This is a genomic window from Micromonospora sp. NPDC023737 (assembly GCF_040639715.1).
GTDB lineage: Bacteria > Actinomycetota > Actinomycetes > Mycobacteriales > Micromonosporaceae > Micromonospora.
On the sequence record NZ_JBFAAL010000002.1, the window covers coordinates 656,028 to 677,141 of the forward strand.

Consider the following 21,114-nt stretch of genomic DNA (forward strand, 5'->3'; position numbering starts at 1 on the left):
GGTGTGGAGTTCAGCCGACACCGGGCCACTCCAGGCGGACCCGGGTGCCCGCACCAGGGGCGGTGTCGATGTGGGCGCTGCCGCCGATCGCCGTCATCCGCCCCCGGACCGACTCGCGCAGCCCGTACCGGTGCGGTGGGACGGTGGCCGGGTCGAAGCCCGGCCCGTCGTCGGCCACCTCGACCACGACGCCGCCGGCGACCCGGCGCAGGCGCAGCTCGGCCGTCGATCCCGGCGCGTGCCGGACGACGTTGGACAGTGCCGCGTAGACGCTCTCCGCGACCGCGTCCGCCACCGCCGCAGGCGCCGTGCACGGTGCCAGTTCGAGCGCCGTCGGCAGCGCCGGCAACCGGTCACGCACCGTCCGCAGCCGGTCGTCGAGCGATACCGGACCGTCGGCGGGGACCGCCCGGGCGTCGGCGTGGGCGTGGGCGGCGAGGGTACGCAGGTCGGCGGCGCACCGTCGGCGCAGCTCCGCTGACGGGCCGCTGACCGCGCCGAGGCCGACCATGGTGAGCGTGCCGAGCACCGTGTCGTGCAGGTCGCGATTCTGCCGGCGTTCCGACTCCCGTGCGGTACGGGCCACCAGCGCCTCCCGGACCAGCCGTTGGTGTGTGGCGAAGGCCCGGTCGGCGCGGGAGATCCGGCGACCCATGACCGCGCTCATCATCGCCGCGCAGCCGACCTGCACCAGCAGGGTCGCGGTGTGTGCCACGGCCTCGCGCGGGTTGCCCGCCGCGTGCGCGCCGGTCGCGTAGCCTGTCGCGACCAGCAGACCGGCCGGGATCGACCAGCGTGCCGGGGCGGTGACCTGCGTGTTGATCACCGTGGTGCTGGCGAGTACCGCGATCCAGCTTCCCTCGCCGGGCAGCACCTCGGGGGCCACCAACCAGGGAATGAGCAGGCAGGCCCCCGTGGTGAGCGCCACGTCCCCGACGACCATGGCCGGGGTGACGCCGCCACGCAGGGCACGTACCGCGTACCGGATCGACCAGGCGGTCAGCACCACGACAGCGGAGATCAGGGGAACGGCCTGCACCGGCGGCGTACGAACGGAGAGGGCCACGACCGCGCCGACGATCCCGCAGGTCAGCCGGAGCAGAGCCGGCAGGGTGGCGAAGGTGAGGCTGAGCGCGCCGCCGGCCGGGCTGTCCAGCACGGCGGGTGGCACGGTCCGAACGGGAACGGCCGGCATCGGGGGAGGGTCCTTCCGGCGACGACCCGATCCGGGGTCTCGCGGCATAGATCGACGAGCAAGAATAACACGAGGGCGATGCATGTCGTCACACACGGTGTGCGACAGCGCGATTCCTGCTCTTCGAAGCTGGTCAGCGCTTCGCGTCGCATCGGAACCGGTTACAGCGTGTCAACAGTTGGGCGGCGGCGGAGGCGGCGCACTGCCTTCCGCGGGTCAGACCGGCGCCGAACCCGTCCACCGCGGCGAAAATGCATTGAGCCGTTTCTCCGCCGAGGGCAGGGTGGTCGGCATGCTGCAGGCAGAGATCTGGGACGCCGAGACCGCCGAACGGTACGACACCCCGGGCACCGGGATGTTCGCGCCGGAGGTCATCGAGCCCGCAGTGGACCGTCTCGCCGAGCTGGCCGACGGCGGCCGGGCCCTCGAGTTCGCCATCGGCACCGGCCGGGTGGCCATCCCACTCGCGCAGCGGGGGATACCCGTCACCGGCGTCGAACTGTCCCGCCCGATGATCGACCGGCTCCGGGCCAAGGTGGACGCGGCGACGATCCCGGTGACCGTCGGCGACATGGCCACCACGGTCGTGCCGGGTGACTACAGCCTCGTCTACCTCGTCTTCAACACGATCTCGAATCTGCTCAGCCAGGCCGAGCAGGTCGAGTGCTTCCGCAACGCCGCCCGGCACCTCGTACCGGGCGGCTGCTTCGTGATCGAGCTCTGGGTGCCGGAGCTGCGCAAGCTCCCGCCGGGGCAGCAGGCGGTGGTCTGGAACTCCGAGCCCGGCTACATCGGGCTGGACACGTACGACGTGCTCAACCAGTACGTCGTGTCGCACCACTTCCGGTTCGACGAGGGCCGGCAGGCCCATTTGGGCCGCAGCCCGCACCGGTACATCTGGCCGTCCGAATTGGACCTCATGGCGCAGCTGGCCGGGTTCGAGCTGGAGAGCCGGCACGCGGACTGGACCGGTGCCGAGTTCACCGCCGACTCGCGGTCCCACGTGTCCGTCTACCGTCTGCCGCAGCGGTGATCTTCGGGCCGGTCGCCCCTGCTCCCGCTACGTTCGGCCCGCTGATCAGTGGTCGTCGAGCATGAACAGGACCGTCGCATGCGCGACATCGAGGTACACGATCCGCCATCGGGAGGACGTGTCCAACTCGTCGTAGACCCTGCTGGTCAGCCATCGCGGTTCGGACGGCAGGAACGGCGCCAGGGCCGGCCACACGTCCTCGGGGGTCCGGCTGCTCGCGTACTCCTGGGAGCCGACGGGGTCGTACGCCACGAACCCGTACCGTTTCGCCAACGCCTGCGCGTCCTCCGGGCGAAGCTCGACCACACCCTGGTACGCCCAGTCCGTCGGACCGGGCGCCCGGGAGCACGGGTTTCCCTTCGCACGGCCCTGCCAGTGGATCTCGGGGTAGTCGCCGAGGTCCGGCAGTTCCTCCGGCGGGTCCCACCGGACGGTGCGTACCTTCGCCTCCTCGACCGGCAGCAACTCCTGGCAGGTTGATTGACGCGTCGAGTCGCTGCGAACTGCCAGGTAGCCGGCCGTGACCGCGCCGGCTGGCAGCAGCGCCACCGGAGCGCCCAGCACCGCCACCAGCACCAGAACCCACCTTTTCACGACGACGAGGGTACCGGCCGGATCGACACCGTGGCGCGTTCAGGGTTCGCCGCCGGTCGGTGGGGTTGAATGGAGTCGTGTCGATCGGCTGCGTACGGAAGGTCGCCATCCTCGTTGCCGTGGCGGCCCTCGGCCTCGTCGCCATCTACGTGCCCGGCTGGCTCGCCGCGCGGCGAGCCGCTCCGCCTGCCGAGGTCGTTCCCGGCCAGGTGCGCGAGCCGTGGCTCTGGCAGGCGACCGTCGGCCAGCATCCGGTCGGCCCCGCCTCGGTGCTCTTCTTCACCGCGCAGACCCGCTACTTCGAGTCCACGGGGGTCGTGGTCGGCCGGGACGGCGGCTACCGGCTGCTGCCGATCAGCGTGGGCGAGGGGCACGGATTGCTCTCCCCGGACGGCCGGTGGTATCTCCGCCCCGGCCAGGGAAGCATGACCGACCTACGCAGCGGTGACGATCGGCGTACGCACCAGCCGAGGCTGGACCTGCTCGCCTGGTCGCCGGACGGGAAGTCGGTCGTCGCCTCCAGATCGAACGACGACGACGTGATCACGTACGGTCCGGACAACCGGCCGGTCAACGACCCGTCGAAGCCGGACGACCTGCTGATCCTCGACCCGTGGAGCGGCACCGAGCGGGTGTTGCCGATCGGCACCTTCGCCAGCCACAGCAGGGCCGCCTGGTCCCCGGACGGCTCGCTGCTCGCCGTCACCGGCCGGGTGGATCCGGCGGCCGAGGTCGCCCAGCGGGAACGGCTCGTGGTGACCGACCCGGGCGGTGGGGTGCGCTGGCAGGTCGAGCTGGGCGAGCGGCGGGGGCTGGCCGGCCGAGCCGCCTGGACCCGCGACGGCCGGTGGATCGCCCTGCTGACGTACGACGGCTGCGCGCTCCGATGCGCCGACCTGGCCGAGTCCTTGCGACGCTCCTGGCGGATCGAGTTCCTCGACGCCGCCACCGGCCGGCCGGTCGGTGACGCGATCCCGGTGAACGGGTCGGCCGTGGAGCTGGTCGCCTGGCGCGACGGCGAGCCGGTGGTGGAACATCAGTCCATTGAGGAGGACGAGGCGGAGCGGCGCACCGTGCTCACGGCGGTCGGCGCGGGCGGCCGGGAGCAGGTGCTCGTGACCGCCCCGAACGGCGTGAGCGACCTGGAGGTGCCCGGTGACCTGCTGGCCCGAGCGGCGTTCGGCGGTCCGGAACCCCGCCCCTCCCCGTTCGCCGCACCGCCGTGGTTGTACGCCACACTCGCCGTACCGTCGCTGCTCGCCGTCCTCCTGCTGGTGCGTCGGCTCCGTCGACGTGCCGGAGGACGCTAGGAGTTGCCGCCGGTCCGTCCCGCGGCCGCTGGACCAGGGTTCTCTCAGCGCAGCGGGTCGAAGGGGCGGAGTTCCACGGGCTGCCGTCCGCTGGTGATCTGTTCGGCGAGCAGTTCGCCGGTGAGCGGGCCGAGGGTGATGCCCCACATGCCGTGCCCGCCGGCGGCGTAGACCCGGGGTGAGTTGGTCCGGCCGATGAGCGGCAGTCCGTCCGGAGTGCACGGTCGCGATCCGACCCACTCGTCGGCGCGCGCGTCCAGGTCCGCGCCGCGCAGCAGTGGACGGGCCGCCTCGGTGATCGCCCGGATCCGACGCTGGTCCAGCGGCGCCTCGGCGCTGCGGAACTCCATCATCCCGGCGACGCGCAGCCGGTCACCCAGCGGCGTGCAGGCGACGCGCTGCGCGGGGAAGTACACCGGGCCGGACGGCAGGTGCTCGATGGCGACGCTGAAGCTGTACCCACGGCCGGCCTGCACGACGGTCCGTACGCCGAAGCGCCGCGCCAGGGCGCCGAGCCAGGTGCCGGTCGCCAACACCGCCGCGTCGTAGCGGTCGTCCGCGCCGGCGGCGGTCACCACCCGCACCCCGGCCCCCTCGTCGCGTACGTCCACCACGTCGGCGTCGGTCACGATCGACGCGCCGCGGGCGCGAACAGCCTCGGCGAGCGCGTGCACGTACTGTCCCGGGTTGACGAACCGTTGACCGTGCAGGCGGATGGCGGCGCCCACGGCGTCCGACAGCGAGGGCTCCACCTCCCGCGCCTCGGCACCGGTCAGCACGTCGAACTCGATCTCCTGCCCGGCGGAGCGGATGTGCCCCAGCTCGTCGAGGAGGACCGACCGCTCGGCCTCGGTCCGGTACGCCGCCATGAACGACTTCGCCTCGTGCGCCACCGATCCGACCCCGCCGGCCGCCAACACGTCGTACGCCTCGAACGCGCGCCGATTCATCGGGATGTAGGCCGCCATCGCGGCCTGCCACTTCGCCTGGGTGCTGTGCAGGGCGAAGCCCGTCAGGAACCGCAGCAGCCGGGGATCCGCGCGCGGCGGCACATACACCGGCGACGACGGGCTGAGCAGGGCGCGCAACCCGTAGCGGAGGACCGCCGGCTCAGGCAGGGGAGTGGTGATGCCGGGGGTGAGCCATCCGGCGTTGCCCCACGACGCGCCCGCCGCGACGCCGGTGCGCTCGAGCACGGTGACCTGTATTCCGCGCTCCTGAAGGAACCAGGCGGTGGCCAGCCCGACCATCCCCGCACCGATGACGGCGACGTGCTCAGGGGCGGGTACGGGCTCGGCGGTGGGCATGGCGTACTCCTTCGGACCTCAGGGGAGGTAGCGGCCCCCGTCCGCACCGCGCCTGGTCCTTCGTTCGGCCCGGCCAAATGATCATGCTACATATCCGCTGGGACGAACTATGTCGATGGTCACAGGTGGGGCAGACAAGGCAGGCGGTCTGGGGTCGCGTCGACGGACAGCCTCGGCTGCGCGAACGGCTGCCCGGGTACGGTCCGGTCATGCCGGAATGGGTTCGCCTTCAGCTGGACATCGACGGCTTCGACGACCAGACGTTCGAGCCGTACCTCCGCAGGGCGCGCGAGTCCGGCATCGACCTCACGACCATGGCCCAACTCGGGGACACTCCCCAGCGCAGACGGGCGCTCTACGAGCTGAACAGGACGTGCTCGGCCGACATCCCCGACCGGGGAGAGTTCTACACGTACGAGGAGTACCTCACCCAACGCGTCGACGTGCCGACGTTCGACCCTGGCGGCGTCATCCTCGCCCTCCGGGGCGACGAGTGGATCGGGATGTCGAGCACCTCGCTGCACCCGGACAACGGGTACGCATTCAGCGAGATGACCGGTGTCCTCGCGCCATACAGGGGGCAGGGCCTGTCGCTCGCGATGAAGTTGCTGGCGATCCGTTACGTTCGATCGTCCGGCTACCGGTGGCTCGCGACGATCCATCATCCGCGCAACGCATCCGCGATAGCCATGAACCGGCGCCTCGGTTTCGTCGACCACGTCGCCGGGACCGTCGCGTGAGCTTCGCCGATCGCTTAGCGGGAGCGAGCTTCCGGGCGGGGTGCGGGCGTAGGGAGTTGCTGTCCTCCTCGGGCCGTCAGCCCCTGGCGTCGGCGTTGGCTGACAGGCTTGGCTGTACGGAGGCCTGGTGATCGTCGTGAACGGGAGCGGAAAGCCGCCGCCCTGCGGTGGGAAGGGTGCGCCCGGCAGGATTCGAACCTGCGGCCTTGGGATTAGAAGTCCCCTGCTCTATCCGCTGAGCTACGGGCGCGTGGCGTCGCGCCAAGAGGGTACCGCCCGCGCGCTGGCTGGCCGACGTTCCGTCCTGGCGTCGTACGCCGACAAGGTTCGCATGCGTCGGCAGCGCCCGGCATCGGGTTTCCGGGTCATGGACGGCCGCGCATCGGACGTGAGCCGGCGCACACCGGTCGGTGGCCGGACGCCTGCCGGAAACGGGGCCGGACACGACGTACCCTCGGCTGCGTGCTGCTTGACCCCGACATGGAGAACGACGTCGCCTACGAGCTCTGCCAGCTCGTCGGCCGCGCGATCCTGCCGTACCGGCGCGCCGATGGGTTCGACCCCGACGGCGCCGGCACGGCCTTCCTCTTCCAGGACCCCGGTGGGGAGTACCTGCTGACGGCCGACTCGGTGGCCGGCGGCGCGGGTGATTTGGGTCTGCGGGCGAGCGTCACGGAGCCGGCCGGTGTGGCCCCGGCGACGCTGTCCGTCGCCGGTTGGGTCCGCCGTCCGGAGGTCGGTGTGGCGATCCTGCCGGTGGCCGGCCTGCACGCGGTGGCGGCGGCGGCCGGCTGGGCGTTCCGTATGCAACCGGTGGTGGACATCGTCGCGGCCAACGCCGACGTGGTCGCCCGGATCGACGCGACGCCGGGCTCGGCCTTCGTGCTCGCCCACGGTCTGCCGGAGGACGGCGACCGGCCGCTGGAGGTGGCGATCGAGCGGGTGTCCCGCGTCGGTGACGAGGTGCGGATCGGCGCGGGTCTGCCGGCCGGCTATGTCGGGGCCCCGGTCTTCGGCGTCGAGGCGGCCGCCGACGGTGGGATGGCCCTGCACTGCCTGGGTCTGGTGCTGCCGGGCACGGAGAGCCACCCGGTGGCCACGTTCGACCGGATCCGCGCGATGCTGCCGACCACCGGCGAGGCCTGAGCAGGCCCGGGTCAGCTCAGGGCGGCACCCGCCGAGTCGGCGGGGCGGCGGCTTCCCGGCGGGCCCGCCGCAGAGTCCGCACCCGCCTCGTCCGTCGGGCCGGTCCCGTCGGCCTGCGCCGTGCGGGTGGCGCCCACGTCAGCGCCGTCGGCTGGGGCCGTCGGACCCGCGCCGAGGAACGCCTCGGTCCACCGGCCGATCTCGGTGAAGACCTTCTCCCGTACGCCGGGGCCGCTGAGGGTGAGATCGTGCAGGCCGCCGTCGAAGCGGGCCAGAGTGACGTGCCGGCCGAGGCGAGGGGCGTACCGGACCATGTGCTCGACGTCCAGGACGGCGTCGGCGAGCCCGGCCGAATCGCGCCATCTCCTGCCCCGGAAGGATCGGGTCGAGCAGGCCAGCAGTACGGGCATGGGGAGGTCCAGTCCGGCGCGGAGTTGCCGCTGCGCGGTGCGGATCGCGGCCAGCCAGCCGGCCCGGACCGGGAACCCGGCCAGGGGCTTCCACGCCAGGTCGTAGCTCCACTCGCCCCGGTGGTCGGAGTGGATGCTCTCGCCGTACACGGTGCCGAGGTCGAAGGGCAGCACTCGGTGCGGCGCGCGGCGGCCCAGGCGGGAGACGGCGGCCAGGAGGGGGCGTCGTACCAGCCAGGGCGCATTGATGTCGAAGAACGGGCTGTTGAGGACGATGCCGTCGACGATCCCGGCATCGCGTCGGGCATGCGCCCAGAGCGAGACGATCAGGCCGCCCGTGGAGTGGCCGACGGCGAGCAGCGTGTCGTACCCGTCATCGGCACGGATGATCTTCGCCGCGGCGTCCAGTTCCGCGTGGTAGTCCGTGAGGTCGCGGCAGAAGTTCGGGGTCTGGTGGGTGAGCAGGCTGCGGCCGTACTTCCGCAGGTCGAGCGCGTAGAAGTCCCAGCCACGCTCGGCGAAGAAGTCGGCCAGGTGGGTCTGGAAGAAGTAGTCCACGAAGCCGTGCACGTAAAGCACGGCGCGTCGGGTGGGTCGTTCGGCGCGCCGCCGGACCAGGGTGGCGACGATCGGTCCCTCGTCGTCGGTGCCCAGATCGATCGTCTGCCGCTCGTAGGGCAGGCCCAGCACGTCCGGTTCCACGATCCGACGGTACGCCGGCACGCTACCGGGCGGTAGCCCCTCCGGTCGCGGTCCGTGCCGTGGCCCCCGCGGGCCGATCGGGGGCGGCGGGGGCCACGGGCGTACGACTCAGACGGTTTCGACGTCGGCGCGCTCCGCATCGGCGGCCGCCGCCTCGGCCTCCGGCCGGCCGATCTCGCGTACGTGCTTGTTGTGCCTGGGCTCCTGGCGGGTCTTCGCGTCGTTCAGGCGTCGGCGCAGGTCGTCGCGTGCGTCGTTGAGCGCGGCCCGCAGGTCCTCCTCGGTAGAGGTGGTGACGATCTTCTGGCGGCCGGCGATCCAGCACTCCAGGGTGACCTTCTGGCCGCGGGCGTTGCGGTCCTTGACCGACACCTCCAGCTCGGTGGCGTCGGCATGGAACGCGGCGAGCCGCGCGTCCAGGGTGGCGAACTGCTCCACGATCCAGTTCCGGTCGCCCTGTGAGAACCCAGCGCCGACCCGCAGGCACTGGGCGACCGTCGCCGGGTTGTCCACGGCGCTCATCGCCGAACCTGCGCCGGAACGCGGGCGGTACGAGTGGTGCTCGTCGTCATGGTCGCTGTCCTCTCGTCGGTGCCGTCGGTGCGCGTCGCCGGGGGCCTGCGCGCCGGGGCGTTTCTTGATCAACTCCTTACCCAGCCCGACCCGGTTCGGAACCGTTCGCGTAGCAAATGTGAGCTTGATCAGGGCGTTTTCCACAGGCGGGCACGTCGTCCACAGGTGCGGCCGGCGGCGGTGGCGCGCGGCCCGTGCCGGGCGCAGGCTCGGCACGAGTCGACTCGCGATGGCAGCCCCGATCCCTGGAGGGACGATGTTCGACACCTACGTCACGATCGTCGGAAATGTGCTGACCGCGCCGGAATGGCGACGCACCACCCAGAGCAACACCCTGGTGGCCAACTTCAAGGTCGCCTCGACGGCCCGCCGCCTCGACCGGGACACCGGCCGCTGGGTCGACGGCAACAGCCTGCGCGTCCGCGTGAACTGCTGGCGGAAGCTCGCCGAGGGTGTGGCCGCCTCGGTGATGGTCGGTGACCCGGTGGTCGTCTGCGGCCGCCTCTACACCCGGGACTGGACCGACGACGCCGGAAACCACCGCACCCTCTACGAGTTGGAGGCCGTCGCCGTCGGGCACGACCTGTCCCGCGGTCGGGCCCGGTTCCTGCGCAACCGCCCGGGCGTCACCACCAGCACGGTCGAGGACGCGGAGGCGGAGAGCCGGGTGAAGGGGGAGCCGACCGAGCCCGTGCCGGACGATCAGGCCCCGGCGTTGCCCGACGACCGGCCCCTCGACGAGGACTTCGAGCTGCCGGACTTCGTCGCGCCGCGGGCCGTCCGGGACGTGCCCTCCGCCGACACCACATCCCCGTTCGCTCCGGAAGCCGGGGACTTCCTTGGCGGAATGCCCGACGGTGCGGGGAGCCCCGAGAGTGACCCCGACGAGCTCGCGCCGTTGGTCGACGGATCCGACGACGGCGATGGCGAGCTCTCCCCGGCGCCCGACGAGGCGTCGTCGAACGGTCGACCGTCGGGCCGGAGCCGCCGTGGGCGGGTGCCGCAGCCCGCGTGACGCCGGCGAGGACCCGCCAACGCGTCGACGCGAAGCCGCGTGGGCGGTCCCAGCCGACGCGACCGGGGGGCGGGGTGGCGACGGCTTCGTCGCCGTCACCCCGCAGGGCCGGGCCGTCACCGGGAGGTTGCCGGGTCGGTGCGGAGGCATGGTTGGCCGCGCTGCGGTGGCTGACCCCGGTCCGCGCGAACGAGTCCGAAGAAGGCTTTCGTCTAGGCTGGCCGGCCGGAGGTGGTACACGTGCGGCAGGCGGCGCCGTTGGCGAACGCGGCGGGACTGGTGGCGGGGTATGCCCTGGACAGGCTGCTCGGCGACCCGCGCCGGTGGCACCCGGTGGCGGGATACGGCCGGGCGGCCGGCGCGCTGGAACGGCGCCTCTACCGCCCGAACCGGGGCGCGGGGGCCGCGTTCACCGCCCTGGCCGTCGGCGCGCCGGTGCTGCTCGGTGTGGCGGCGACGGCGGCCACCCGGCACCGGCCGATCGCTCGGGCGGCCCTCGTCGCGGCGGGCACCTGGACCGTGCTGGGTGGCCGTACGCTGCGGCACGAGGCCGAGGTGATGGGTCGGGCGCTGCGCGACGGCGACCTGCCGGCCGCCCGCCAGCGGCTGAGCCACCTCTGCGGTCGTGACCCGTCGAGCCTGGACGAGCCGGAGCTGGCGCGCGCCACCGTCGAGTCGGTCGCCGAGAACACCTCCGACGCGGTGGTCGCCCCGCTGATCTGGGGCGCGGTGGCGGGACTGCCCGGTCTGCTCGGCTACCGAGCGGCGAACACGCTCGACGCGATGGTGGGGCACCGCTCTCCCCGGTACGCCCGGTTCGGCACGCCCGCCGCCCGGCTCGACGACCTGCTCAACCTGGTGCCGGCGCGGCTGACCGGGCTGCTCACCGTGGCCGTCGCCCCGCACGCGGACGGCGACCGCGAGCGGGCGTGGCGGGTGTGGCGGCGGGACCGCAACGACCACCCCAGCCCGAACGCCGGCCAGTGCGAGGCGGCGATGGCCGGGGCGCTCGGGGTACGACTCGGTGGACGCAACGTCTACTTCGGCCGGTCGGAGGTCCGGCCGTTCCTCGGCGACGGTCCACGTCCCGAAGCGCAACACCTCGCCCGCACCGCCCGCATCTCCGGCGCGGTCGGGCTGTTCGCTCTCGCAGTGGCGGCCGCCTATCCGCTGACCGCCGGGCGGCTGGTCTCCGCTGCCGGCCGCCGGGTCCTGCACACACTGCCACGGGCTGTGCGGCGCGTCGGCCGGCCGGTCGGCGCCCGTCCCGCGCCGTCCGGCCCGGTGCGGGACGACAGGGCCGGTGGTCCGCCTGCCGCCATCGTCGGCAGGGCGGCGGCCGGGCGCGGGTGGCGGCGATGAGTGGGGGCCTGCTGGTGGCCGGCACCACCTCCGACGCCGGCAAGAGTGTCCTCACCGCAGGCATCTGTCGCTGGTTGCACCGGCAGGGCGTGAAGGTGGCGCCGTTCAAGGCGCAGAACATGTCCAACAACTCGGCGGTGGTGGTCGGGCCGGACGGGCGGGGCGGCGAGATCGGCCGGGCCCAGGCGATGCAGGCCGCCGCCTGCGGGCTCGCCCCCGACCTGCGCTTCAATCCGGTGCTGCTGAAACCGGGCAGCGATCTGGCCAGCCAGGTGGTGCTGCTCGGCGAGGCGGTCGACACCGTCACCGCGGGCACCTTCCGCGAGCTGCGACCCCGGCTGGCGGAGACCGCGTACGCGGCCCTCGCCGAGTTGCGAGCCGCGTACGACGTGGTCATCTGCGAGGGCGCCGGCAGCCCGGCCGAGATCAACCTGCGTGCCGGTGACTACGTGAACATGGGGCTGGCCCGACACACCGGATGGCCCGCCATCGTGGTCGGCGACATCGATCGCGGTGGCGTGTTCGCATCCATGTTCGGCACGGTCGCGTTGCTGGACCCGGCCGACCAGGCGTTGATCTCCGGCTTTGTGATCAATAAGTTCCGGGGTGACCTCGGTCTGCTCCGCCCCGGGCTGGACATGCTGCACCGGGTCACCGGCCGCCCCACGTACGGGGTGCTGCCCTGGTCGCTCGACCTCTGGCTGGATGCCGAGGACTCCCTCGCGTACGGCCAGGTGCTCGGTCGACCGGCCACCCCGCACGGCACCGAGTGGCTCGACGTGGCCGTGGTACGGCTGCCCCGGATCAGTAACGCCACCGACGTCGAGGCGCTCGCCACCGAGCCCGGCGTGCGGGTACGGCTCACCGTGGAGCCGGCCGAGCTGGCCGCCGCCGACCTGGTCGTCCTGCCCGGCTCCAAGTCGACCGTGGCGGACCTCGCCTGGCTGCGCGAAACCGGTCTCGCCGACGCGGTGCTGGCCCACGCGGCAGCCGGAAAGCCCCTGCTCGGCATCTGCGGCGGTTTTCAGATGCTGGCCCGGTCGATCCACGATCCGGTGGAGAGCCGACTGGGCACCGTCCCCGGCCTCGGCCTGCTCCCCTTGGAGATCGGCTTCGAGCAGCGTAAGACCGTCCGGCAGTCGGTCGGCACCGCGGCTCCCGACCTGCCGGTCCGTGGGTACGAGATCCATCACGGGTACGTGTCGTCGGCCGACCCGGCGGTCGCCCCGCTGATCACCTGCGCCGACGGCAGCGGCGAGGGAATGGTGCTCGGTGCGGTGACCGGCACCCACTGGCACGGTGCCTTCGAGTCCGACGGGTTCCGTCGCCGGTTCCTCGCCGACGCGGCTCGGCTCGCCGGGCGGCACGGATTCCGGGTCGCCGCCGACACCTCCTTCGCGGCCGCCAGGGAACGCTCGCTGGACGTGCTCGGCGACCTCGTCGAGGAGCACCTGGACACCGACGCGCTCTGGCGTCTCATCGAGACCGGTCCACCCCCGGGCCTCCCGTTCATACCGCCGGGCGCCCCACCCGGGTAGGCGCGGACCGGGGCGGCGGCGCGACAGGTCAGGGGCGTACGTCGGCGGGGTGCTCGGAGAGGGGCAGACCTGCGGAGATCCAGCCCTGGACGCCGCCGATCATGTCGGTCGCCCGCCGCAGCCCCAGCGTCTGCAAGCTCGCCGCCGCGAGGCTGGAACTGTAGCCGTGCCGGCACACCACCACGATCTCCCGGTCGTAGCCGGTGGCCTCCGGGATGCGCCAAGGGCTCGCTGGGTCGAGCCGCCATTCCAGCACCGTCCGATCGATGACGATCGCGCCGGGCAGGTCGCCCTGCTCCCGGCGATGGCGTTCGGCGCGGGTGTCGATCAGCAGCGCACCGCCACGCACCGCCGCGACGGTCTCGTGCGGAGTCAACCGTTGCAGCCCGGAGCGGGCCTGTTCCAGCAGGGCCTCGACACCGGGGCTCATCACGTCACGGAGCACCTCCCGATCATGCCCAGCTGCCGGCTGCCCCGCCGGGTGAACAGATCGGTGCCAACCGGCGGGTGACGTGATTCCCCCGGACGTGACAAGTGGTTGCTGAGCCGGTACTCCCAACGGGGACACGACCGACCGGGAGCGTGCCCTCGGGCATCACTTTCGTGATGTAGCGGAGCGTTACTGACTGCGGAATGCAGTGCATCCCATTCCGATGCTTTGCTCCGCACCTGCGGACGCGCCACCACTGTGACCTGCTGGAACGCGGAATGGTTGCCGAGGTGTCGTCCAGCCGGAGTGACACAGCGCGTTTGGTGCGTATTGGGGTGCAGAGCAAAGGGAGCGAGAAGGGGTGTCGGTCCCGGCCTGCACAGTGACGTCGCGTGACGGCTGGTGGCCGAGCTGATGCGGGTCGGCCGCCAATCCGCGTCAACCCGCGTGACCCCGCGTCAGCCGGTGCGCTCGGCCCCGCCGCCCGCGCAAAGCCGCGCCAGCCCGCCAGGAGCCTGCCGAGAGCTCGAGCCCCGCCCGCATACTGGCGCGGTGCCGCACATCGCCCGCCCCGACCCCGCGCCGGTGGACCGAGCACTCGGCCGCGCGACCCCGGTCGCGGTCGTCGAGGCGTACGCCGAACTGGCCCGGCGGGTGCTCGCCGGCCCGGCGCGGCTGGGGCGTACCCGGATGGTGGCGATCGACGGGCCGAGTGGCGCGGGCAAGAGCCGGTTCGCGGCGCACCTCGCGGACGCCCTCACCGCACTGCACGCTGATGCCCGGCCGCCCGTGGTGCACACCGACGACCTGCTCGACGGCTGGGACGATCAGCTCACCTTCTGGACCCGGCTCGAGGCGCGGGTACTGGCGCCGCTGCGCGCCGGTAGGGCCGGCGCGTACCACCGGTACAGCTGGGTGCGGCGGAGCTTCCTGCCCGACGCGGTGCCGGTGCCGGTCGGCCCGGTGCTGATCGTCGAGGGGGTGAGCACGGCGCGGGCGGCGGCACGTCCGGAGCTGACCCTTGCCGTCTTCGTCACCGCGCCGGCGCCGTTGCGGCTGGCCCGTGCGGTCGCTCGGGACGGGCCGGAGATCCTGCCGGAGCTGCGTCGCTGGCACGCCGGCGAGTCGGCGCACTTCGCCGCCGACGGTACGGCCCAGCACGCCGACCTGGTGGTCGACGGCGCGCCGGGGCTGCCGCACGATCGCACCCGCTACTACGTGCGTCTCGGCTGACCGGTCCGGGCGGCCGTGCCGACGGCGCCGGGCCACCGGCTTCGCGGCCCAGGCGGCAGGCAGCCGTAAGGCCGGAATACGATGCCGGTCATGACCACACCGATCATGTCCGAGTCCGAGGTGCGGGCCGCCGTCGAGCGGGAGTTGCCCGGCGTCCGCGCCGACCTGGAACGCCTCGTCCGCATCCCCGGCATCGCGTTCGACGGCTTCGACCACTCGCACGTGGAGCGCTCCGCCGAGGCGGTGGCCGAGCTGCTGCGCGGCTGCGGCCTGGACGTGAAGATCGCGCGTTCCGGCGGGCAGCCGGCGGTGATCGGAAAGAAGGCGGCCCCGCCCGGCGCGCCGACGGTGCTCCTCTACGCGCACCACGACGTGCAGCCGGTCGGCGACCTGTCACTGTGGGAGTCGGACCCGTTCGAGCCGGTCGAGCGCGACGGTCGGCTCTACGGCCGGGGCGCGGCGGACGACAAGGCCGGCGTCATGGCGCACGTGGCCGCGCTGCGCGCCTACGGCGACCGGCTGCCGGTCGGCGTGGTCCTGTTCATCGAGGGCGAGGAGGAGTACGGCTCCGACTCGCTGGAGCGGCTGCTCGAGGAGCACCGCGACGAGATCGCCTCGGATGTCATCGTGATCGCCGACTCCGGAAACTGGGACGTCGGCGTACCGGCGCTGACCACCTCGCTGCGCGGCATCGTGAACTGCTTCGTCGAGGTCCGGACGCTGGGACAGGCCGTGCACAGCGGCATGTTCGGCGGCCCCGTCCCGGACGCGCTGACCACCCTGGTGCGGCTGCTCGCCACGTTGCACACCGACGCCGGTGACGTCGCCGTCGAGGGGCTGGTCGGCCAGGAGGGCGCGACGGTCGACTACCCGGAGGAGCGGATCCGCGCCGAGGCCGGCGTCGTCGAGGGCGTGGAGTTCATCGGCACCGGCCGGCTCACCGACCGGCTCTGGACCAAGCCGGCCCTGTCCGTGCTCGGCATCGACGCGCCGGCCACCGGGGAGGCGCCGAACGCGCTGGTGCCGTCCGCGAAGGCCAAGCTCAGCGTACGGCTCGCGCCCGGCGACGACCGGAAGCGGGCGTACGAGGCGGTCCGCACCCACCTGGAGAAGCACGCGCCGTGGGGCGCCCAGGTGACGGTCACCTTCGAACACGACGGGGACCCGTGCGTGATCGACGCGACCGGCCCGATGTTCGACGCCGCCCGGTCGGCCTTCCGCGCCGCCTGGGACGGCACCGACCCGGTCGACATCGGGGTGGGCGGCTCGATCCCGTTCATCGCCACGTTCCAGGAGATGTTCCCCCAGGCCGCGATCCTGGTGACCGGTGTGGAGGACCCGCACGCCCGGGCGCACGGGCCGAACGAGAGCCTGCACCTGGGCGAGTTCGCCCGGGTCTGCCTCGCCGAGGCGTTGCTGCTCGGCAAGGTCGCGGAGACGGCCCGAAGCTAGGGCGGGTGTCGAACCCGAAGCGAGCGCGTGCGTCGAAACCGTAACGGCGCGGTCGATTCTGGACTTTACGGCGTGTCGTACGCGCAACTGGTATAGCCTTTCGAACATGAGTACGAACGAGGTGATGGCCCGGTTGCAGGCCGCCGTCAGCGCTCTGGGGGACGTCGACGTCTCCGCGTGGCCCGAGGACACGCTCAAGGAACAGCTCGGTGAGCTCTCCGCAGCTCTGGTCGCACTCGACTCGATGCTCACCCGGGTCGCCGATGAGGTCCGCGCGCGCGGGCTCCGGATCGAGGAGCCCGTCTCGGCCTGACCATGCGGCTCCGCCGGCACTGGGGCGCCACCGCCCCGGCCGGCGGGGCGGTGGCGGTTCGTCAGCTCCCGGGCACGGCAATGCCCGGGTGGTGTCGGAGGTGGCTGGCAGGATGAACTCGTGCGGTTCCTCGATCTGGCAGCCACCTCCGCCGCCGTGGCCGCCACCAGCGGCCGGCGGGCCAAGGTGGAGCTGCTGGCCGGCGCGCTGCGGGCGCTCGACCCGGCCGAGGTGCCGGCGGGCGCCGGTTGGCTCGCCGGCGAGCTGCGGCAGCGGCAGACCGGCGTGGGCTACGCGAGCCTGCGCGACCTCCCCCCACCCACCGCCGAACCGACGTTGACGGTGGCTGCCGTCGACGCGGAGATCGATCGGATCGCGGCGGTGCACGGCGCCGGTTCGCAGGCCCGCCGCCGGGCGCTGCTCGGCGCGCTCTACGCAGCGGCCACGGCCGAGGAGCAACGCCTGCTGACCGGCCTCTTCAGCGGCGAGCTGCGCCAGGGTGCTCAGGCCGGGCTGCTCGCGGACGCCATCGCGCGGGCCGCCGAAGTGCCGGTGGCGGCCGTCCGAAGGGCTCTGCTGCTCTCCGGTGACCTGCGCACGGTCGCGGTGGCCGCGCTCGACGGGGGCGCCGCCGCGCTGGCCGGGTTCGGTCTCCAGGTAGGGCGCCCGCTGGCCCCGATGTTGGCGCAGAGCGCGCCCTCGGTCGACGAGGCGCTCACCGCGACCGGTACGCCTGCGGTGGTCGACGTCAAGCTCGACGGCATCAGGATCCAGGTGCACCGTTCCGGCCAGGACATCGCCGTGTTCACGCGCAGCCTCGACGAGATCACCTCCCGGGTGCCCGAGGTGGTGGCCGCGGTGCGCGCCCTGCCGGCCCGGGAGCTGGTCCTCGACGGCGAGGCGATCGGGCTCGACGAGGCCGGGCGGCCCCTGCCGTTCCAGCAGACCTCGAGCCGCGCCGCCCGGCGCACCACACCGAGCACCTCCGGCCGCACGCCGGTCGCTCCCGCAGTGCTCGCCGCGGCCGAAGCCACCGGCCAGACGGTGCTGACGCCCTACTTCTTCGACCTGCTGCACCTCGACGGCGACGATCTGATCGACCTGCCCGGCCGCGACCGGTGGGCCGCGCTGGCCGGCGCGGTCGACGAGTCGCTGCTGGTCGGCCGGGTGCTGGTCGACGACGCGGAGCAGGCGGGCGCGACGTTCGCGGCGGCGATCGAAGCCGGCCAGGAGGGCGTGGTGGTCAAGGCGCCGGACGCGCCCTACGACGCCGGCCGGCGCGGCGCGGCCTGGGTCAAGGTCAAGCCCCGGCACACGCTCGACCTGGTGGTGCTCGCGGTCGAGTGGGGCAGCGGCCGACGCCAGGGCTGGCTGTCCAACCTCCACCTGGGCGCCCGCGACCCGCGCACCGGTGAGTTCGTGATGCTCGGCAAGACGTTCAAGGGCCTCACCGACGAGTTGCTGCGCTGGCAGACCGAACGGTTCCTCGACCTGGCCGTGGAGAAGGGCGACTGGGTGGTGCGTGTTCGCCCCGAGCAGGTCGTCGAGATCGCCTTCGACGGGGTGCAGACCAGCTCCCGCTACCCGGGCGGGATGGCGCTGCGCTTCGCCCGGGTGGTGCGCTACCGCACGGACAAGACGGCCGCCGAGGCGGACACCATCGATGCGGTCCGGGCTATCCACGCCGGTCGCCCCACCGCCTGAGCACCGGGGGCTGCGCCCGCCGGCCCGTCGAGCGGCTGACCCGCCGTCAGACCGGGGTGCTCGGTGCCGGCTCGGCGGCCCGGTCGACCGGCCGGGCGTCGAGGCCCGCTGCCCTTCGGGCCTCCCGGCGGGCCGCCCAGCCGTAGGCGAACAGCGTCATCACGGCGAAGAGCCACCACTGCACGATGTAGCCGAGGTTCTGCCAGTTGTTGGTGTGCCCGACCGGTACCGCGATGAAGGTCGGGTCGGCCTGGGGAGTCTGCTCGTCCAGCAGCACGTACGCGCCGTAGACCGGGTACGGCAACTCGCCGGCCAGCCGGGGGACGGCGATCCGGCGGGTCTCCAACCGCCCGTCGCGCCGTTCGACCGGGCCGGGACGGCTCTCGCTCTCGTGCACCCGGCCGACCACCGTCACGTCGCCGGTGGGGGCGGCGGGCACCTCCGGTCGGGCGGTCGCCCCGCCCGGCGCCGGCGGGATCCAGCCCCGGTCGACCAGCACCGCGCTGCCGTCGGGCAGCACGAGCGGCGTGAGCACCTCGAACCCGACCCGGCTGTCCACCGTGCGACCGCGGACCAGCACCGTGTTCGTCGCGTCGTACCGGCCGGTGACGGTGACCCGGGTGTAGACCTTCTCCTCGGCCGGAGCCGGACCGGCCGTGCCCGCGCCGCCGGTGGGGGCGGGCAGCGCGTCGCGCAACGGCGCCGGGGTCATCCGCTGGCCCGCGTCGATCCGCTCGTTGATCTCCGTGCGTCCGCGGTAGCGGTCCAGCTGCCAGTTACCCAGGAACACCATCACCACGGCGGCGACCAGGGCCAGCGCCAGATAGCCGAGCCAGCGCGGAGTCAGCAGGAACCGGTACACAGCCACGAGGCTACCCGTATGACCGGCACCACTGCCCGCGATGGTCCGGCTGCGGGGCGCGACAGGGCCGTTGCGTGTCGCTCGTCCACCGGTGTGGGCCGGTATCGTCACCGGGCGAACCGCTCCCACGGGCCCGCAACCGCGTACCCGCTGCACCCGAGGAGTCGATGATGACCGTCGTGCCGCGCCTGGTGCTCAGCGCGCCGTCCTCCGGGCACGGCAGGAACGCGCTGACGATCGGGTTGCTCGCCGCGCTCGCCGACCGCGATGTCGAGGTCGCCGGGTTCAAGGTCGGACCGGACCGGGTCGACGCCGCCTACCTCGGGCTGGCCGCCGGCCGTCCCGGCCGTACCCTCGACCCCCTGCTGGTCGGCGCCGACCGGCTCGCCCCGCTGCTGGCCCACGGCGCCGAGGGCGCCGACCTCGCCGTGGTCCAGGGCAGCATGGGGCTGTACGACAGCGTCACCGGTCGCCCCGACCAGGACTCCACCGCCGCGGTGGCGACCGCGCTGCGCAGCCCGGTGGTGCTGGTCGTCGACGTCGCGGCGATGGGGCAGTCAGTGGCCGCCCTGGTGCACGGCTTCCGGTCGTACGACGAGCAGCTCTGGCTCGGCGGCGTGATCCTCACCCGGGTGGCCTCCTCCCGTCACGATGCGATGCTGCGGGAAGCGCTCGACGACGCCGGGGTGCCGGTCTACGGGGCGTTGCGCCGGCAGGACCTGCCCGCGGTGCTGCCCGATCGGCGGCACGGGGTGGTGCCGGTGATCGACGGCTCCGGCGAGGCGAGCCGGGCGGTACGCCGCCTGGGGGAGGCGGTCGCCGCGACCGTGGACCTGGAGCGGTTGATCGGGCTGGCCCGGTCCGCTCCGCCCCTGCCCGCCGTGGCCTGGTCGCCCCGCGGGGCGCTGGCCGCCCCGGCCGTCCCGGCGGATCCCCCGGTGGTCGCGCTGGCCGGGGCCTCGGGCGGCAGCTACAGCACGCCGGAGACCGCCGAGCTGTTGCGGGCGGCCGGCGCCCAGGTGGTGATGCTCGACCCGCTGCGCGACGAGGCGCTCCCGCCGGGCACCCGCGCGCTGATCGTCGGCGGGGCGCTTCCCGAGTCGTACGCCGAACAGCTGTCGGCGAACCGGCGCCTCTGCATCGCGGTCGCCGAGCTGGCCCGTACCGGTCGGCCGGTCATCGCCGAGGGGGCCGGCCTGCTCTGGCTGGCGCGGGAGCTCGACGGGTTGCCGATGTGCGGGGTGCTGGACGCGGTTGGCGCCAGCCGGGACGGCCTGGTCGTCGGCTACCGGACGGCGACGGCCCGTACCACGAGCGTGGTCGCCGCGGAGGGCGCGGTGCTCGTCGGGCACAAGGAGCACCGGGCGGTGCTCAGTCCGCGGGCGGGCCGGCGTCCGGCGTGGAGTTGGGACGGCGGCCCGGCGGAGGGCTTCGTCTGGCGTAACGTGCACGCCTCGCAGCTGGCCCTGAACTGGGCGGGCCATCCGGGGATCGCCACCCGGCTGGTGGCCGCCGCGGCGGCAGAGCCCGCGTCCGCGCTGGTGCCGGCCGGGCCCGGTGGGGTGCCGGCGTGATCGGTCAGGTCGCGGTGCGCCGTTTCCCGGCGCTGACCGTCTCCACGCCCCGTACCGAGGTGCGGCAGCTGGGGGAGGTGGACGCGGCGGCGGCCGGGGAGATCTTCGCCGACAAGCTGACCCGGCGCTGGCTGCCGCTCGCCGACGACTCCGGCCCGATCGACGGGCTCGCCTGGTGCACGGACCTGGCCCGGCAGCGGCGGGACAGTGGCGACGGCGACCACTACGGGGTGATCCGCCGGGAGGACGCCCAGCTGGTCGGTTGCCTCTGGACCCGGCGTACCGACTGGGGCGCCCGGCTCACCGAGATCTCGTACGCGATGGCGCCGCACGCGCGTGGCTTCGGGCTGGCTGTCGAGGCGGTGGACGCGGTGGCCATCGCGCTGATCCTGGAGCACGGCTTCCAACGGGTCGAACTGCGGGTGGCGCCCGGTAACACGCCGTCCCGGCGGGTGGCCGAGAAGGCCGGTTTCAGCTACGAGGGCCTGCTCCGCAACGCCGGTTACGTCCGCGGTGCCCGGGCCGACCTGGAACTGTGGTCCTTCGTGGCCGCCGATCTCCACTGATCGACTGACCGCCTCGATTCCGCCGATGATCATGAGGTCAGCGGGCGGACCTGTC

General features: G+C 73.3%; 19 protein-coding genes, 1 tRNA gene and 1 pseudogene. 13 read left to right on the top strand and 8 right to left on the bottom strand.

Annotation, left to right across the window (positions count from 1 at the left end):
- Positions 1–10 precede the first annotated feature (10 nt).
- The gene (locus AB0F98_RS08400) at positions 11–1,195 is read right to left on the bottom strand and encodes an ATP-binding protein (RefSeq protein ID WP_357730645.1); all 1,185 of its coding nucleotides are present in this window, start codon (positions 1,193–1,195) and stop codon (positions 11–13) included.
- Between the two features lie 292 nt (positions 1,196–1,487).
- On the opposite strand from AB0F98_RS08400, the gene AB0F98_RS08405 reads away from it, so the two are divergent.
- Positions 1,488–2,228 (top strand): class I SAM-dependent methyltransferase, encoded by a 741-nt coding sequence (locus tag AB0F98_RS08405; RefSeq protein ID WP_357730648.1) that lies wholly within the window; start codon positions 1,488–1,490, stop codon positions 2,226–2,228.
- A gap of 45 nt (positions 2,229–2,273) precedes the next feature.
- Here AB0F98_RS08405 and AB0F98_RS08410 read toward each other — a convergent pair whose 3' ends face one another.
- Entirely contained in the window at positions 2,274–2,822 is a 549-nt protein-coding gene (locus tag AB0F98_RS08410) for a hypothetical protein (RefSeq protein WP_357730651.1), read from the bottom strand.
- A 77-nt stretch (positions 2,823–2,899) separates the two neighbouring features.
- On the opposite strand from AB0F98_RS08410, the gene AB0F98_RS08415 reads away from it, so the two are divergent.
- Complete coding sequence (locus AB0F98_RS08415) at positions 2,900–4,132, top strand: hypothetical protein (protein ID WP_357730655.1); 1,233 nt, start codon at positions 2,900–2,902, stop codon at positions 4,130–4,132.
- Positions 4,133–4,176: 44 nt separating this feature from the next.
- Here AB0F98_RS08415 and AB0F98_RS08420 read toward each other — a convergent pair whose 3' ends face one another.
- Positions 4,177–5,439, bottom strand: coding sequence for an FAD-dependent oxidoreductase (locus AB0F98_RS08420; RefSeq protein WP_357730658.1), 1,263 nt, complete (start codon positions 5,437–5,439; stop codon positions 4,177–4,179).
- 209 nt (positions 5,440–5,648) lie between these two features.
- Here AB0F98_RS08420 and AB0F98_RS08425 point away from each other — a divergent pair, with 209 nt between their 5' ends.
- Positions 5,649–6,179, top strand: a complete 531-nt coding sequence (locus AB0F98_RS08425; RefSeq protein ID WP_357730661.1) for a GNAT family N-acetyltransferase — start codon at positions 5,649–5,651, stop codon at positions 6,177–6,179.
- Between the two features lie 177 nt (positions 6,180–6,356).
- Here the strand turns inward: AB0F98_RS08425 and AB0F98_RS08430 are convergent.
- A tRNA-Arg gene (locus tag AB0F98_RS08430) sits at positions 6,357–6,429 on the bottom strand.
- A gap of 212 nt (positions 6,430–6,641) precedes the next feature.
- Between AB0F98_RS08430 and AB0F98_RS08435 the strand changes: the two genes are divergently transcribed.
- On the top strand, positions 6,642–7,325 hold the full coding sequence (locus AB0F98_RS08435) for a hypothetical protein (protein ID WP_357730664.1): 684 nt from the start codon (positions 6,642–6,644) through the stop codon (positions 7,323–7,325).
- Positions 7,326–7,336: 11 nt separating this feature from the next.
- Here AB0F98_RS08435 and AB0F98_RS08440 read toward each other — a convergent pair whose 3' ends face one another.
- Positions 7,337–8,437 carry an alpha/beta hydrolase gene (locus tag AB0F98_RS08440; protein WP_357730667.1) on the bottom strand — a complete coding sequence of 367 codons (1,101 nt, stop codon included), beginning with the start codon at positions 8,435–8,437 and terminating at the stop codon, positions 7,337–7,339.
- 108 nt (positions 8,438–8,545) lie between these two features.
- Positions 8,546–8,959 (bottom strand): HPF/RaiA family ribosome-associated protein, encoded by a 414-nt coding sequence (locus AB0F98_RS08445; RefSeq protein WP_357730944.1) that lies wholly within the window; start codon positions 8,957–8,959, stop codon positions 8,546–8,548.
- A gap of 307 nt (positions 8,960–9,266) precedes the next feature.
- On the opposite strand from AB0F98_RS08445, the gene AB0F98_RS08450 reads away from it, so the two are divergent.
- From AB0F98_RS08450 to AB0F98_RS08460, 3 genes and pseudogenes are all read left to right on the top strand, one after another.
- Positions 9,267–10,025 (top strand): single-stranded DNA-binding protein, encoded by a 759-nt coding sequence (locus tag AB0F98_RS08450; RefSeq protein WP_357730670.1) that lies wholly within the window; start codon positions 9,267–9,269, stop codon positions 10,023–10,025.
- 240 nt (positions 10,026–10,265) lie between these two features.
- A pseudogene (locus AB0F98_RS08455) lies at positions 10,266–11,237 on the top strand (cobalamin biosynthesis protein); the annotation flags it as partial.
- A 146-nt stretch (positions 11,238–11,383) separates the two neighbouring features.
- On the top strand, positions 11,384–12,925 hold the full coding sequence (locus tag AB0F98_RS08460; RefSeq protein ID WP_357730673.1) for a cobyric acid synthase: 1,542 nt from the start codon (positions 11,384–11,386) through the stop codon (positions 12,923–12,925).
- A gap of 28 nt (positions 12,926–12,953) precedes the next feature.
- Here the strand turns inward: AB0F98_RS08460 and AB0F98_RS08465 are convergent, their stop codons facing one another.
- Positions 12,954–13,355: a rhodanese-like domain-containing protein gene (locus AB0F98_RS08465; protein WP_357730946.1), complete on the bottom strand. Its 402-nt coding sequence runs from the start codon at positions 13,353–13,355 to the stop codon at positions 12,954–12,956.
- Positions 13,356–13,769: 414 nt separating this feature from the next.
- Between AB0F98_RS08465 and AB0F98_RS08470 the strand changes: the two genes are divergently transcribed.
- The 4 genes from AB0F98_RS08470 to AB0F98_RS08485 all read left to right on the top strand — a co-directional run bounded on the left by AB0F98_RS08470 (position 13,770) and on the right by AB0F98_RS08485 (position 18,057).
- Positions 13,770–14,588: a hypothetical protein gene (locus AB0F98_RS08470; protein WP_357730949.1), complete on the top strand. Its 819-nt coding sequence runs from the start codon at positions 13,770–13,772 to the stop codon at positions 14,586–14,588.
- Between the two features lie 105 nt (positions 14,589–14,693).
- Positions 14,694–16,040 (top strand): dipeptidase, encoded by a 1,347-nt coding sequence (locus tag AB0F98_RS08475; RefSeq protein WP_357730952.1) that lies wholly within the window; start codon positions 14,694–14,696, stop codon positions 16,038–16,040.
- A gap of 106 nt (positions 16,041–16,146) precedes the next feature.
- Positions 16,147–16,353: a hypothetical protein gene (locus AB0F98_RS08480; RefSeq protein ID WP_355148235.1), complete on the top strand. Its 207-nt coding sequence runs from the start codon at positions 16,147–16,149 to the stop codon at positions 16,351–16,353.
- Between the two features lie 120 nt (positions 16,354–16,473).
- On the top strand, positions 16,474–18,057 hold the full coding sequence (locus AB0F98_RS08485) for an ATP-dependent DNA ligase (protein WP_357730676.1): 1,584 nt from the start codon (positions 16,474–16,476) through the stop codon (positions 18,055–18,057).
- Between the two features lie 46 nt (positions 18,058–18,103).
- Here AB0F98_RS08485 and AB0F98_RS08490 read toward each other — a convergent pair whose 3' ends face one another.
- On the bottom strand, positions 18,104–18,925 hold the full coding sequence (locus tag AB0F98_RS08490) for an SURF1 family protein (protein WP_357730681.1): 822 nt from the start codon (positions 18,923–18,925) through the stop codon (positions 18,104–18,106).
- A gap of 164 nt (positions 18,926–19,089) precedes the next feature.
- Between AB0F98_RS08490 and AB0F98_RS08495 the strand changes: the two genes are divergently transcribed.
- Positions 19,090–20,493 carry a cobyrinate a,c-diamide synthase gene (locus AB0F98_RS08495; RefSeq protein ID WP_357730684.1) on the top strand — a complete coding sequence of 468 codons (1,404 nt, stop codon included), beginning with the start codon at positions 19,090–19,092 and terminating at the stop codon, positions 20,491–20,493.
- Entirely contained in the window at positions 20,490–21,059 is a 570-nt protein-coding gene (locus AB0F98_RS08500; RefSeq protein WP_357730687.1) for a GNAT family protein, read from the top strand. Before AB0F98_RS08495 ends, AB0F98_RS08500 begins: the two co-directional genes overlap by 4 nt.
- Positions 21,060–21,114 lie beyond the last annotated feature (55 nt).